This window comes from Citrobacter telavivensis, assembly GCA_009363175.1.
Classification (GTDB): domain Bacteria; phylum Pseudomonadota; class Gammaproteobacteria; order Enterobacterales; family Enterobacteriaceae; genus Citrobacter_A; species Citrobacter_A telavivensis.
Genome location: CP045205.1, coordinates 1,744,325 through 1,758,529, shown reverse-complemented (window position 1 = coordinate 1,758,529; position 14,205 = coordinate 1,744,325). Strand labels below are relative to the sequence as shown.

The window sequence follows — 14,205 nt, the reverse complement described above, 5'->3', positions numbered from 1 at the left end:
AAGTCTGTTATACTTGTCTTAACACATTGGGGCTGATTCTGGATTCGACGGGATTTGCGAAACCCAAGGTGCATGCCGAGGGGCGGTTGGCCTCGTAAAAAGCCGCAAAAAATAGTCGCAAACGACGAAAACTACGCTTTAGCAGCTTAATAACCTGCTCTGAGCCCTCTCTCCCTAGCTTCCGCTCTTAAGACGGGGATCAAAGAGAGGTCAAACCCAAAAGAGATCGCGTGGAGGCCCTGCCTGGGGTTGAAGCGTTAAAACTAATCAGGCTAGTCTGGTAGTGGCGTGTCAATCCGCAGGTGCCAGGCGAATGTAAAGACTGACTAAGCATGTAGTACCGAGGATGTAGGAATTTCGGACGCGGGTTCAACTCCCGCCAGCTCCACCAAATAAAACAAGGGGTTACGTGAAAACGTAGCCTCTTTTTCTTTGGTAGTGGCGGCAAAATGGCGACAGCGACTCGGACTGGCGACATTAAAAAACCCGCAGTCAAAGCGGGTTCTGCTCAGAAATTCATATGGGCTTGTCCGCCCTTTCCTGGATGTAGCGGTGCAGAAGAAACGACATTCGGTTTTGTTATGTGACGTACAAACGTTTCATGAGTCACGAATGTACAGCCACAGTTAATATTCTGGCACTGGTTATAACGTTCCTTCGTCGTTGCTGATACCTGGAAGCTACTTCTGGTGTGTGCAGCCTGACCGCACTCTGGACAGTTCATCATTGTTGCAATTCCACCATCTTTGCCGAAATCGCAATAATGATACATTATAATTCAATTTTGAGAACCGATTATTCCATTTCAAGACCATCAATTTTCACCTCAAGATCCAGACTAGTCGTAAACCCACTATCCGGGCTGACGTTATGCGTCAGTGTGGTGATGGTCCACTCAGCCTCATCAATCGGCTGTTTAAACCCCGACACTTTTACCGGCATTTCTGTATAGAGATCTGCCCGGCCCTCAGCGAGCTGCAGGGAAAATGAAGCAACCCCGCGCTGCAGACGTTCCCACTGCATTTTTGCTGCGCGCTCTGCATTGCTCCGGTTAGCATAGGTACGATTAAGAACCAGCACGTTTTCATCCGTTCCCACCAGATAATCACCCTGTTTTGCTTCCGGCGCTTTGGGTGCGGCGACTTTCTTGCGACGTCGCTTTACCTGCATTGTTTCTTTCTTCTTTGGTTCACGGGTATGCAGCCAGCTGGCAATAACGCCCGTATACGCGCCACGATCGGCCAGGGTAAAACGATGACCGTCACCGGCCTTACGTTCAATGGTGATTACCGGCAGCGGCTTACCGCTCGCCGTCCTTCCCTGCCCCTGCCGGATAAACAACAGGTTTCCATCCTTCACGGAAGCAATCGCCCCATACTGGCGCGCCAGCTTCATCAGGAAACTGGCATCGCTTTCATTGGTCTGGTCCAGATGTTCCAGCGCTTTATCCGCCAGGTCTTTACCCAGCGCCATTTTGAGCTTATGCCGGGCGGCTATTTCCTTTACCACATCGCCAACGCTTGTCTGATGCCATGATTTTTCGCGTCGTGTATTGAGGGTTTCACGGAAATCTGCGCTACGCGCCCGGATGGTCAGCCGGTCAGGTGCACCGCTGTGTTCAATTTCATCTACGGTAAAAGCTCCTTTAGGGAAAAGCGGCTGGCCCTTCCATCCCAGCGCCAGCTGAATAACGGCACCACGTCGCGGCAGGACGATCTGCCCGTCGGCGTCGTCCAGCTCCAGATCAAGCTGGTCAGCCTCAAAACCCCGGTTATCGGTGAGCGTCAGACTCATCAGACGCGCATCCAGCGCGGCAGTCACATCCTTACCTTCAATGGTGATACTGAAAGCCGGGCTTTTGCTGTTCAGGTCAAAAAGATCAGAGCTAAAATTCACTGCAGCAACCCTCCAACCGTATTTTTAATATTACCTATCGCAGATGTTGCAGAGTCCTGCAGGTTACTGAGCTGATCGCTGAGACTGCCGAACATATCAGACAGGGACTCATCAACCCTTTTCAGGGTCAGCGTAAACTCAATACGGCGAGGCATTCCACTTTCAAAAAATTCCGTTTTTGTCTGATTCAGGCTCTCGATCACAAACATACCGTAAATGGTTCCACTGCCTTCAATCAGAGGCCAGGCTTTGCCCTGCTCTGCCATCAACTCCAGCGCCAACAATGACAACCTGCCCCCAGTGACCTCCGGCAGCAGTACGCCAGATAATGTCAGCGAGTCATTATCCGGGCCAAGAAACTGCGTTGATGGTCGCCGGTTCACCCGGCTGTTGGTTGCGTGTCGCCAGCTGCGCTGATACTGCAGCTCCTGATACGGCACGGTACGCAACATGAAGACATATAACCCCAGCACCATCATCATGATTCATATCCCCCTTGATCGCTGAAATTACTGCGTGCTTTAGCCCTGGCTTTGCGCTCGCGCTCATCAAGCTGCCGCGCCACTTCGCGGGCAATATCCTGCGCACTCTGCCCCGGCTGGGCAGTGATATAAATGGGCGCGTTTATCTCATAGCGGATAACTGAGGGTTGGATATCTGTCTTAGCGGCCTGCGTCTGGTATGCCCGCGCCGGGAGGCTGAACGGATGAAGCGGTGACGCCTCTGTCGGTGTTGCAGCACCCCCCATGACTCCGGCAACAATGGAAGCCAGTGCTGCAGTACGCCGCCGGCTGGTTACATTTGCCGGACCGTTCACAATCTCCGGACCATTCTCGCCCACGATGCCAAACTGCCCACGCGGAATAACGCCGCCGCTGTCGTACATGCCAGCATAAGAAACAGCAGCAGCGCCACCCGTTATCTGTATCTGTGTTTTGCCCGACGTGTTATTACCGGTCATCCAGTCAGGCAGATAATCGGTAACAGAGGAAATCTTGCTTTTAAGCGCCTCCCATCTGGCGTTAATCCCATCCAGAATACTGTCAATAATTGCGCTCCCCATCGCCTGGAATTTTGCCGGGAGCGCCGCAACATCAGCCAGAATCGCATTCCATTTATCACTGATGGCCTGTCTGATACTGGCCCATGCTTCATACACTCCGGCCCTGATGGCGTCCCAGTTTTTGGCAATCAACCCTGGCAGGGTGTAGTTGAAAAACAGAAATTTGATGCCTTCCCAGGCATTGCTGACAGCCTGTTTAATCCATTCCCACGCAGCAGTCGTGGCAGCGCAAACTGCATCCCACATAGCTTTGAACTTCGGTCCCAGCGTGTCCCAGTTCTGCCAGATATAGACTGCCCCCATCGCAATCAGGCCAATCACAGCCAGTATTGGGTTTGCGAACATCAGGCGGCCCAGCCACATAATCCCCTTACCAACACTGCCGATGGCCTTGCTGATCACACCAAATGCGCTTCCTCCTTTGATACCCAGGACAGAGAACTGCAGGCGCATCAGTGCAAGAGGGCCAAGCACCGCCGACACTGCCAGCATCATTGTCCCCAGCACCGCTGCAACAGAGGCAATGCCCGCAACAACTTTCAGCAACCCACCTGCCAGCTTCGGGTTTTCCTCAACCCAGCGGCGAAATATTACCGTGACCTGCTTTACCGTTCCCATGATCGCCATCAGAGGCTCACGCAGCGTTTCGCCCAGACTACTGAAAGCGTTTTGCGCGCCCGTCTTAACCAGCAACCACTGAGCAGACAATGAATCTTTGTTGATGTCCGATTCTTTCTGCATGGAGCCGTTTGCGTTACTGCCGGATGTGAGTTTCAGCTGGCGCTGCAGCTCCGGCAGGTTGTTAGCCAGTTTTGCTGCATCATCGCCAAACTCTTTGCCAAAAATCATCGTCATCGCTGACAGGCGTTTATCCTGCGGCAGATTGTTGACCTTCTCCAGAACGCGCTGAATAGTGCCCATGGCATCGGTGGTCATCTGCTTTTCAATCTCTGCAGGATTAAGTTTCAGCAGATCCATGCCCTCAAAGAAGCGCTTGCTCTGCATTGTCGCAATGGACAGTTCACGCACCATAGCATTAGAGGCACTGGCAGCTATTTCCGGTGCGGCACCAAGAGACAGGAATGTGGAACCAAGTGCTGCCGCCTTGCGATAGTCCAGGCGATCAGCCACGCCGCCCATACGCTGCAGCACGTCGATGATATCCCCGCCCTTTGACATGGCGTTATCGTCCAGGTAGTTCAGTGCATCGCCCAGTTGTTCTATATTGCGGGTTGGCACCTTATACAGCTGCGCAATTTTCCCCAGCCCTTCCGCCAGTTCATCGGCGGGCAGCTCAAAGGCCGTTGCGGCTTTTGCCGCCGTGGATGCAAAGGCCAGCAGGTCACGTTTCTGGTCCTCGTAAGGATCGTCCTGATTGGTCACGCCCATACGTGCACCGCCCTCAACCAGCGCGGCATAATCAATGGCACCGTTTTCCATCGGCAAATCTTCGCTGGCAGCCTTAATGGCATCCTGCATGTCATAATATTGTCTGGTACGGTTGCCGCTATCATCACGCAGGCCATTCATCTGCTTTGCCACACCTTTCATGGCATCTTCAATGCTTGAATAGCTCTTAACAGCAGCCACCACAGGTGCCCCCATTGCCACCCCGGCGGCGGTAGTGCTCGCTCCAGCCCCGGCAATGCGATCCCGTACTTCCAGACTTCTGGAATAGTGATCACGGGCAGCATTCATTCTGGCCTGCTGTTCACCCAGACGTTTCAGGGATTTCTGCTGACGGTCCAGCGCCTGTCTTGTTTCATCGGCATTCTGTCGCAGTTCCCGCTGCGCACTGCTGAGTTTCTTTGTGTCCAGCCCGGCTTCATTCAGCGCCAGACGCTGACGCTGTACGGACTGGCGAAGGCCGTTATATTTACTCTGCAGCTCAGTGACACAGCTTTTTGCCTGCTCAAGCAGTCTCGCCTGTGCCGCCGTCGGGCGGTTAGTGGCGGAAAACTGCGTGGCGAGTTTTGCCGCTTCTTCACGTGCGGCTTTCAGGCTGTTGCCCGTGACAGCCAGTTGCGTACTGGCTTTGCGGAAACCGTCAATCTTACCCGCCTGCGTATCTAATTCTTTCAGCCGGGTACGGCTTTGCTGGATAGCGGCAGCCAGCTCTTTTGAGCTGGTCTGCGCGGATCGAAATGGACGGGTGATTTTATCAACCGCATTCAGAATCACCTGCAGACGCAGGTTATTGTCACTCATCGCTGGCCCCGCTTCTCTGAATCGCTTTGTGCCGCCACTCCAGCACATCAGTCAGCGGCATAACGTCAGTGATGGACGGCGACCAGTGAAAGATGGTAGCAATGTCTGCCACCAGATCATCAACCGTCAGGCTGTCGGTAAACCGGCAAGCACCGACTTCTTCAACAAAAAAGTCACCACCTCTACCGACAACGCGGTGAGATCGGCGGGGTCCAGTTCTGCCATTTCCTGCGCGGTCAGTGTCGGGGTGGAAATACGCGGGATGACGGTCATCATCGCGCCCACATCCATATCCATGATTGCCTGCAGGCGTGTCCCGCGCAGTGCGCCGGACTGCGGTTTGCGCAGCACAATTTCGGTGATTTCAGTTTTACCGCGCTTGATCGGGGTATCCAGTTGCACGGTCCTTTCAGTCAGCTTGTCGCTCATGTTCGTTTCCTGTTAATGAAATACTGGCGCGGCTGCCCGCGCCGTTAAGGTTAATCAGAGGCCGAGGGCGTTGCGGTGTGCTTCCATCAGGTCCACGCCGTCAACGATTTCAACCATGTTGACCAGATCGACCTCATAGAGCACCTCACCGTTAATGGTCAGCTTCGCGTAGCTGTTGGTGCTGCTGACTTTGGTGGAGCTGCTCTCGCCGGTTTTCCACTCGCCGGAATCCACTTCTTTATGACGCCCGCGCACAACCAGCTCAACAGCCTGCACTTCGCCGGTATCGTCACGCTGAATGGAGCCGGTGAAACGCAACTGGATACCGTCCACCGTGGCAGTGCCCATCTGCTTGAATAACAGCAGTTCAGTGCCGCCGATTGAAAATTCCGTGTCCAGTGCGCCGTCATCCAGCCCCATGTCCACGTCCACCGCGCCCGGCATGCCACCACCGCGATACTTCTCAAACTTGCGGGTGAATTTCGGCAGGGTCAGAGACTCAACAATCCCCTGCCAGTTGTTCCCGTCGTTGAACAGGTTCAGGTGTTTTAACTTACGTGGTAAAGCCATGATTTCCCCTTATGCAGCTACGCGGCTGGCGAAATCCACCAGATAGCGATCGGTGATGCGCTGGCGCAGCATCAGGTTTTCAAGCGGTGGCACCGGCGTGTAGTCGTAGTCGATGGTGAGTTTTCCGGCTTTCAGGGAGTCTTTATCGTTCACGGACTCATCCAGCCAGCAGTCAGCCCCAATGAGATACCCCTGATTCACCAGGCTGCGCAGTTTGGCGCGGATACCTTCGATGATGTCGCGAGCAAGTGACGGGTTAAGTGGTTTATCCACTGCCCACATGTGCCCCTCTGCGATGGTGTCAGCCAGCACCTGCGCTGTGCGGGTGTAGTTTTCAAAAGCAAACAGCGGATCGTCACTGAGGCAACGGGAACCCCAGAAGCGAAAGCCGTCTTTGCGGATAAGCGTGGTGACGTCGTTCTGGTTCAGCAGTCCAGCATCGGTTGCAGGGTCCTGCAGATCCCAGAACACATCGGCGGAAATGCCGGTGACGCCGTTCACGCCCACGTTGGACAGGGTTTTGTGCCATCCGGTCTGCTCGTCAATTTTGGCGCGCAGGCCGAGCGCACGGGCGGAGGCGTAAGCCGTCGCATCCGCGCTCAGTACAGTGTCAAAATTGATGAAATCAGGCCAGATCAACATCCCCTCGCGCTGGCTGAAATTGTCACGATAGGCAATAGCTTCTTCCACCGTTTTGCATCCGTAGGCGGACAGGTAGGCAAACCCACGCAGACTCTGCGCCACACTCAGCAGTTCCGTAGCAACCGCCTGCGTGTCATGTCCCGGCACGCCAAGAATGCGCGGCTTGACCTCGAGCTGCGCCTGCGCCGAAAGCAGCGCTTTCATACCTGTTTTTTTACCGTCAGCGCTCACGCCTCCAATAATGTTGGAGGTGGTTTCCGCTTCGGTTTCGCCCTGCGCCACACGCACGACAACGGTTACGGGTTTAGCCTGGTCTGCAATCGCATCCAGTGAACGTGCCAGCGTGCCGGACTCGCCCGCTTTACCACTGGCGGTCAGTACATCGGTCAGCAGGACTGGCTTATTAAGTGGAAAAGTCACGGGATCGGCATCGTCGCCGGTACAAACAAGACCGACAACTGCCGTGCTTACTGTTCTGATAGGGCGGGTGCCGTCGTTAACCTCAACGACGCGCACGCCGTGGTGGTAGTCCTGAGCCATAAGGCAGTCTCTCCGGTTTACAGGGTGTCTGCCTATGTTCAGGGTGATAGACATCTCGTGCACGCGGTCAGTAATGTGTCAGTGCTGGCACAATGAAACCATTGTCATGCAAACCGGCTGGCAGGAAATTTTTTTTGATATAGTGTGGATATCCAATAATCATCAAAACCTAATATTCTACTGAGCGAGCATAAACCAATGCAATATATTCAGCATATTGCAAGATAATTAGTTGGCTCCAACATTTAGAATTAATCTGAAAAAAAACATCTTTTATGATAAATTTTTTTTACTTTACCAGCGAAGGCCATTTCTCTATAATTTATTTCTGTAATTATCACAACTTGTAGAAGAATGCTGTACAATTAATCACTATGTAAGCACTTTTAATTTTTGGCGAGCATATAAATGAAAGATAGAAATTTTACTATTGATATAATGAGATCGTTGGGAATACTGCTAATCATCCTTGCTCACATGAACCCGACACCTTCTGACATCTTGTTTCAGATAAGGACCTTTGACGTCCCCATGATGGTTTTTATTTCAGGCGCTTCATTTTTTCTCGCTAAAAAAACCTCAGTGAATTATTTATCATATGTATGGTCAAGGATTAAGCGACTTGTTTTCCCTGTGTGGATTTTTTTGTTTTTCTTTTACCTAGTAACCTTTCTATTTAATATAAAAATAACCCACTGGACTTTAAATTACAATACAATGACAAGCTCTTTTAAATTAGAAAGCGGATTTGGCTACGTATGGATAATCAGAGTATTTTTAATCGTCGCTCTCCTTTCCCCTCTGTATGTCTTATTAATAAAAAAATGTGGTGAACTGAAAACCGTTCTTTTATTTACTCTAATGTGTGTTCTTATTACCTTTGCACATTTCACCCCACCATACAAAGATAATAAATTTATAAGTTTCATATTGAGTGATTATTTTATTCATTCCGTTTCTTACGGTTTAATGTTTGTAATCGGATATTTAGCCTCATCATTGACCACCAAAAAACTATCAATAATATTCATTATACACGCAGCACTACTTCTGTTTTTTTGTGTATTTTATTTTAATAACTTTAGAGTCAATGATTATAAAACCCCTCCTACTATTATTTATATTTCTTATGCAATAATCATATCTATTACTATTTACTCTTCATTACAGCACTTCAGGTTAAAAAATAAAACATTCGCACTAATCATTAACAATATAGCTACAAATACGATATGGATATATCTGTGGCACATTCCAATGATTTTTTTCACGAAAAACTACTTTAGCAATTATCATTATTCCATTAGCCTTATCATAACCTCTATCTTCTCCATTTCGATGGCTGTTTATCAACGTAAACTTATTAATCGGATTACACGGCGAATTAAACAGTCATGGTTATCTAGTTTTGTTAATCAGGTGTTCACCGGTTAACCCCTCCAACAAGGGCTGACTCCATAAAGTTTGGATAGCTCATGTTATTCTTTCAGGGTCTGAGTTCGATATCCTATCGGACTCAGACCTTATAATTGCAACCTTCGCAACTAACCAATGTTTAGATAGTATCAGTTTATGCTTTATTTTTAGAGCGTTATATCAGCCGATATAAGTTTACGACAGGCTAAACCGGAAGGGCTGGCCATACTGGTGACGCAGGATCAACTCTCATCAACAAAACCCGGTATTTTTTCCATTCAGTCAGCGTAACGGTTTCTTCATCAGTCGCGATCTCCGCATCTAACGCATCCTGCCGCCACGCAATTTCAGAATCGGCTTTAGTCTTCAGATTCAACTTCATATTTTCGGCATTTGCTGTTAGTTCTTCCTGTGTTGGTGGTGGCTCGCTTACCCATGCTGGCATGTTATCAACAACCCCCCGCACTTTCCCTTCAGGTGGCTCCCCGTTAAATTCAGCCTCAACAGTATCATCAATATCAATTAAATCACTAAGTTCATCCCATGACGATTGATATATATGAAGCATTTCAATCGGGAAAAATGCGTTATATTTTGCTGACCATTTATATTTATTCATTTTATTCACCTATGCAGAACCAGTTAAAACGAACTTGAGAACCAGTACGGCGAAAAGAAAATGACGTCCGCGAAAGTAAATTATCATCTTGAATGATATAGGCCGTATCCGTGTTGGTTGCAGTCCCGGATAAGCTAAGGATCACTCTACCTTGCGTGGTTGGAAAAGGAATCGGGAAATTAATGGTCGCTGATGCAGCAGTACCGGTGTAAACACCCCACTGCAATAGTTTCCCGTTAGGCAATTGGCACCATCCTGAGCCAGCGCCAAAGCTGGACATATCCGGTATCTGATTTGCGCCGGTACCGACATCTCTTTTCGCAATCTCTCCCAAACCAAGGTTTTTGAGAAACTCTGAAACATCAGCAATGTCTTTTCCATTGGCAGCCTTGTCCATCTTTCCGGCAAGCGCATTTGTCATGGTGGTGGCAAAATTAGGATCGTTTCCCAACGCCTCCGCCAGTTCGTTAAGGGTATCGAGTGCAGCTGGAGAAGATGCCACCAGTGCTGCAATTGCCGCCTGCACAAAAGCCGTGTTAGCAAGTTGCGTGGAATTATTGCCTGCCGCCGCCGTCGGCGCTTTTGGCGTACCAGTGAATGTCGGACTGGCTTTTGGCGCATACTGCGTATGAGGATCGTTAGCTGCGACATGCTTCGCCATCAGGTCATCCACATACACTTTTAACTCCAGCACCTTGTCATCAACATATTTACGAGTTGCCAGTACCACTGCCGGGTCAATTTTCAGGGTGATGTTATCAGTGCTGCTGGTAATCAACACCATTCTGACAGTCTGCGTGCGCCCGCTCCCCTCCGCCAGCTGCGGCTTGTAGCTCTCCGGGCAGTTACCCACGGCAATCAATGCGCCAGTCTCATCAAACAGACCTACCTCACGAATCCACCAACCGCCCTCCGTTTCGGGGATCACCTGTTCAGCGATAATCTGGCTGCTGTTTTGCGGATCGATATACAGCATATTGAGGGAAGCGCGGCGTTTTTCAGCAACTAACGCGGTTTGCTGCGCGCTTGGCGTGGGTAATACGCCACCACCGTCTCCCACCGCCATCTGGGTAATTTTCAACGGGACACCGAGCGCGGCGGCGCTTGCCAGTTTCGCCGCCCCGATATCCGTCAGCAGGGTGTAAAATTTTGCGCTCATGGATTCACTCTCATTGTGTCAATAACATGGACTGCCCCGCCCTCGTAAGCGGCGCCACCGGAAATAATGGTGTCGTTGATATACGGGTAGATCGTGATTTCTTCGCCGGTGTAGGTAGCCGCGCCTACAAAATAGGGGCCGCTGGTCTGCAGGTTGATGGACATGCCGATCAGGTGACGGCTGCACGGTTTGGCATCACCGATGAGGCGCTCCAGTTCCAGATAGGTTTCTTCCGTGATGCCCTGGTCCTGCACGCCAATATCCAGACGGAACGTCCCCGGCGTTTCGCCGGTCTGCCACCACTCAATGATGCGAATCAGGAAGCCAAACGGCTCCACCACGCGCCGCACTGCGCTGGTTGTCCCCTTGTGCTGGTGAATATAGAAAGCATCCTGCACCACCCGGCGCTTGACGCTCTCCGCCCAGCTTTCGTCCCAGCGGTCAACGGAAAACGCCCACGCCAGATACGGCAGAAAGCTGACCGGACACGTTGCCGGGTTCCACAAATCGCGCAGCGGCACCATAAGTCCGGAAATCCCGCTGCAGGTCTGCGCCAGTCGGCGCTCAAGCAGCGATGAACCTGACGGCAGCAGGCTATTCATCCGTGCCCCCGTTGGTTACGCTCCATTCCGTACAGAACGCCGCCTGCGTCTTATCCAGCACCATATCAGCCAGCGGTGACGCCAGCTCCACACGCTGGACGCCCTCGACATGCAGCGTGGCATAAATCGCGCTGCGACGGATATCACGGCCCAGCCGCGTCTGACTGGCGATATACTTCTGTAGGCTGGCTTTTGCCGCCGCCATCACCGGCTCAGCTTCTGGCCCCGGATAAAGATAGATCGTCGCATCCACGCTGTAAGGGATAATTTCGGCGCTGCGCACCGTCAGGCGGTCTGCCACCGGACGCACGCTCTCGCTGTTAAGCGCCTGCTCAACTACCGCCAGCAGATCAGCCTCTGCTGTACCATCACCCTCACGACTCAGTACGGTAAGTACCACCTCCGCCGGTGCCGGGCTGGTTGCGCTGGCATCCGCCACGCGCCCGTCCGCGCTTCTGGCGTGAAACTCATAGGCCGCCGTCGGCCCCGCAACGGACAATCCCTCAAACGCAGCCGGAACACGCAGACGCAGCGCCTCATCGCTTTCCATCACTGCCGCGACCGGCGGCACCGCGTCGCTGTCAGCAGGCGTTACCGTCAGGCGTTTCACGTTGTAGTTGACTGCCAGCTGATCGAGATCGCCGCCGATGGCATATGCCACCATGACCGCCTGCGCGGCCTCGTTAATACGCTGGCGCAACAGTATTTCGCGGTAGGTGCTTTCCTGCAGCAGCTTGGTGACGGGTTCAGACTCCAGCGCTAACGTGCGCATAACGGCCTCCTGTTCATCAGTCGGATAAAGGGCCACAAAGGCGGCCTTGCGTTCTGCCAGCAATGTCTCAAAATCCGGCACATCTACTATCTGCGGCGCGGGCAGCAGGGAAATGTCAATTACTGCCATTTTCTGCTCCTGTTGATACCGAAAGGGAAACCGGCGCGCCGTTGTTGCGCTGCCCGGTAAGCTCAACCACCATGGAGCCGTCAAAATTGCTGCTGATGGTGATGGAATCCAGCGCAAGCCGTGGCTCCCAGCGACTCAGGGCCACATAGACCGCAGACATGACCTGCAGGCGCAGCGCCGGGTTCTGCGGCTGGTCAATCAGCACGGATAAAAGGGAACCATACTCCCGTCGGGCAATACGGCTGCCCTGTGGCGTCAGCAGAATATCGCGCACAGACTGGCGCAGATGGTCAGTGTCCGTGATGCTCTGCCCGTCCTTCTGGTTCATGCCGATATACAGCGTCATACCGGACCTCCGGTATTTGCACCACCCTTCGCAACACCGGTATGCACATGGTCATCCACCACGATCCCGTTAGAACTCATCGCACCGCCTCCCTGGGTAACGCCGCCATTGATCACCACCTCGCTGTTAATGCGCGTGGTGTCGGCCTCCACCACAAACTCACCGGTTTTGAGGGTGATATTGTCCGCCGCCTCGATCACCATGGATTTGATACCCCTGACATACCACCGCCCGGTGGCGGGTTCATACTCAAACCAGCCCCCGTCCGGGTACTCCGTCACGCAGCCGTCCACGGAATCCGACGGTGGCGCAAACTGACTGGAATAGATGGCAGGCAACGCAAAAGCAGTTTCCAGATTGCCACCCATACTCAGCACCACCACCTGCTCATCCGGCGACGGACACCACCATGTACGGGCACCACCGGCACGCAACGTCAGCCAGTTAATCCAGTTGGTTTCAAGCTCGCCCACTCTCACCCGGCACAGCCAGTTTTCCCGGTCCACTTCGGTCACTGTGCCGGTGCGGATCAGGTTGGTGATAAGGCGCATGATTTCTGTAAGTTGTGCATTCATAAAAGTAATAATGCACAACTTTTGTAAGTAATTTGATCTTGTTTGATTGTATAAGCAAGGATACAAAGAAGTTTGGAGGAAAATGAAAAACTCGCAGCACTTATTCACTGCGAGGTTGTATGAAGCCGGTCAATTGTCTAAAAATAGTCATTTCATATTGACAATATCGCGGAATACATCCTGCATTAAACTCGCGATATCGGAAAGTATTTTCTCTTGTGTTGAATCATTGATCTCTAATGATTTTATAACAAAAGAAATTCGATCTGCAGCAGGTAAATAATGAGATGGCACTGTTGTTTCTATTGCGGAAAAAAATATAGCTATCCCAGCCATCATAAATGTTAACGTAACACCTTCATCACGACATATGATTGAGGCAATTCTAACGCCCCACATATCTGCCTCTTTCTCTACTTCAGAAGGATCTAAATCTGGGTGCTGATGGTTCAGCATGGCATGAGAATACTCGTGTGCGGCTATGAAAATCTCACACCCTAACACCATATCCAGTATGAGCTTTTGCCCCACAGGTCCAAAGTTCATTAATGATGTGTATGCAAGTTGGCCGCGAACATTGTAATCTTTGAAGAAATTCCGCCACTCGTTCAAATCAGTCTTACTTTGTAATAACTCCGTTCTATTTTGATCATCGTTTACATGTTTCTCCCATTCAGCTCTCCACTCTTTTTCATTTCCCCCTTGTAAAAGAGTTCGTGGATAACTGCTCACAAACAAACTAATGACTCCATGAACAAAATGAAATATCCCCGATTCAAAAATAATAAAAACTTTTGATTTTCCGTCTGAACACTTTACCGGAGCAGCCAGCGCACTAACTTTACCGGTTGGGGCACAACAAAATCCGCCATAATTTTGGTGATCAAAGGGAAAACTTTTCGCGACTAACTCCACTTTACTCATTAGATGAGATGCAATACTATAACTTAATCGGTCATCGTAGATTGTTGGAAGAGTCATTACACCTTGGACATTATCAACGATCTCCTTCATATAATCAGAAGGTATGTTATCCATTTTACGGCAAATATTGAGAAGACCTTCATCACTATTTAGTGATTGAGCAAGCTGATCCTCTTTGTAAACTTGAGCAGTTAAACTCTGTTCTATTAATTGGCTTTCAATATATTCTTCTAGGTTTTTATAATCACTATTATATTCAGACATTATTTTGATCATGCCGCACCTCTTCAATTGGTTTGATTTAATATCAGCATA

15 protein-coding genes, 1 other RNA gene and 1 pseudogene are annotated in these 14,205 nt (G+C 50.9%); 2 read left to right on the top strand and 15 right to left on the bottom strand.

Annotation, left to right across the window (positions count from 1 at the left end; translation table 11 throughout):
• The first annotated feature begins 28 nt into the window (after nucleotides 1-28).
• Nucleotides 29-391: a transfer-messenger RNA gene (gene ssrA, locus GBC03_10605) on the top strand.
• A gap of 117 nt (nucleotides 392-508) precedes the next feature.
• Here the strand turns inward: ssrA and GBC03_10600 are convergent.
• The 8 genes from GBC03_10600 to GBC03_10565 all read right to left on the bottom strand — a co-directional run bounded on the left by GBC03_10600 (nucleotide 509) and on the right by GBC03_10565 (nucleotide 7,348).
• Nucleotides 509-727 carry a levansucrase regulator gene (locus GBC03_10600; GenBank protein ID QFS73969.1) on the bottom strand — a complete coding sequence of 73 codons (219 nt, stop codon included), beginning with the start codon at nucleotides 725-727 and terminating at the stop codon, nucleotides 509-511.
• Between the two features lie 68 nt (nucleotides 728-795).
• Nucleotides 796-1,896 (bottom strand): phage late control D family protein, encoded by a 1,101-nt coding sequence (locus GBC03_10595; GenBank protein QFS70627.1) that lies wholly within the window; start codon nucleotides 1,894-1,896, stop codon nucleotides 796-798.
• Nucleotides 1,893-2,378: a phage tail protein gene (locus tag GBC03_10590; protein ID QFS70626.1), complete on the bottom strand. Its 486-nt coding sequence runs from the start codon at nucleotides 2,376-2,378 to the stop codon at nucleotides 1,893-1,895. Before GBC03_10590 ends, GBC03_10595 begins: the two co-directional genes overlap by 4 nt.
• Nucleotides 2,375-5,167 carry a phage tail tape measure protein gene (locus GBC03_10585; GenBank protein QFS70625.1) on the bottom strand — a complete coding sequence of 931 codons (2,793 nt, stop codon included), beginning with the start codon at nucleotides 5,165-5,167 and terminating at the stop codon, nucleotides 2,375-2,377. Before GBC03_10585 ends, GBC03_10590 begins: the two co-directional genes overlap by 4 nt.
• Nucleotides 5,160-5,279, bottom strand: a complete 120-nt coding sequence (locus GBC03_10580; GenBank protein ID QFS70624.1) for a GpE family phage tail protein — start codon at nucleotides 5,277-5,279, stop codon at nucleotides 5,160-5,162. The genes GBC03_10585 and GBC03_10580 overlap by 8 nt, the downstream gene beginning before the upstream one ends.
• Before the next feature lie 14 nt (nucleotides 5,280-5,293).
• Entirely contained in the window at nucleotides 5,294-5,596 is a 303-nt protein-coding gene (locus tag GBC03_10575) for a phage tail assembly protein (GenBank protein ID QFS70623.1), read from the bottom strand.
• Between the two features lie 54 nt (nucleotides 5,597-5,650).
• Nucleotides 5,651-6,166 carry a phage major tail tube protein gene (locus GBC03_10570; GenBank protein QFS70622.1) on the bottom strand — a complete coding sequence of 172 codons (516 nt, stop codon included), beginning with the start codon at nucleotides 6,164-6,166 and terminating at the stop codon, nucleotides 5,651-5,653.
• Between the two features lie 9 nt (nucleotides 6,167-6,175).
• Complete coding sequence (locus GBC03_10565) at nucleotides 6,176-7,348, bottom strand: phage tail protein (GenBank protein QFS70621.1); 1,173 nt, start codon at nucleotides 7,346-7,348, stop codon at nucleotides 6,176-6,178.
• A 408-nt stretch (nucleotides 7,349-7,756) separates the two neighbouring features.
• On the opposite strand from GBC03_10565, the gene GBC03_10560 reads away from it, so the two are divergent.
• Entirely contained in the window at nucleotides 7,757-8,782 is a 1,026-nt protein-coding gene (locus tag GBC03_10560; GenBank protein QFS70620.1) for an acyltransferase family protein, read from the top strand.
• 187 nt (nucleotides 8,783-8,969) lie between these two features.
• On the opposite strand, the gene GBC03_10555 is transcribed toward GBC03_10560, so the two are convergent.
• The 7 genes and pseudogenes from GBC03_10555 to GBC03_10525 all read right to left on the bottom strand — a co-directional run bounded on the left by GBC03_10555 (nucleotide 8,970) and on the right by GBC03_10525 (nucleotide 14,154).
• On the bottom strand, nucleotides 8,970-9,383 hold the full coding sequence (locus GBC03_10555; GenBank protein QFS70619.1) for a tail fiber assembly protein: 414 nt from the start codon (nucleotides 9,381-9,383) through the stop codon (nucleotides 8,970-8,972).
• 325 nt (nucleotides 9,384-9,708) lie between these two features.
• Nucleotides 9,709-10,542 (bottom strand): annotated as a pseudogene (locus GBC03_10550) (phage tail protein).
• A complete protein-coding gene (locus tag GBC03_10545; GenBank protein QFS70618.1) occupies nucleotides 10,539-11,144 on the bottom strand; it encodes a phage tail protein I in 606 nt (201 codons plus the stop codon). The pseudogene GBC03_10550 and the gene GBC03_10545 overlap by 4 nt, the downstream one beginning before the upstream one ends.
• Complete coding sequence (locus tag GBC03_10540) at nucleotides 11,137-12,045, bottom strand: baseplate assembly protein (GenBank protein QFS70617.1); 909 nt, start codon at nucleotides 12,043-12,045, stop codon at nucleotides 11,137-11,139. The genes GBC03_10545 and GBC03_10540 overlap by 8 nt, the downstream gene beginning before the upstream one ends.
• Nucleotides 12,032-12,391 carry a baseplate assembly protein gene (locus GBC03_10535; protein QFS70616.1) on the bottom strand — a complete coding sequence of 120 codons (360 nt, stop codon included), beginning with the start codon at nucleotides 12,389-12,391 and terminating at the stop codon, nucleotides 12,032-12,034. The genes GBC03_10540 and GBC03_10535 overlap by 14 nt, the downstream gene beginning before the upstream one ends.
• Nucleotides 12,388-12,966: a phage baseplate assembly protein V gene (locus GBC03_10530; protein QFS70615.1), complete on the bottom strand. Its 579-nt coding sequence runs from the start codon at nucleotides 12,964-12,966 to the stop codon at nucleotides 12,388-12,390. Before GBC03_10530 ends, GBC03_10535 begins: the two co-directional genes overlap by 4 nt.
• Nucleotides 12,967-13,113: 147 nt before the next feature.
• Nucleotides 13,114-14,154 (bottom strand): hypothetical protein, encoded by a 1,041-nt coding sequence (locus tag GBC03_10525; GenBank protein ID QFS70614.1) that lies wholly within the window; start codon nucleotides 14,152-14,154, stop codon nucleotides 13,114-13,116.
• Nucleotides 14,155-14,205 lie beyond the last annotated feature (51 nt).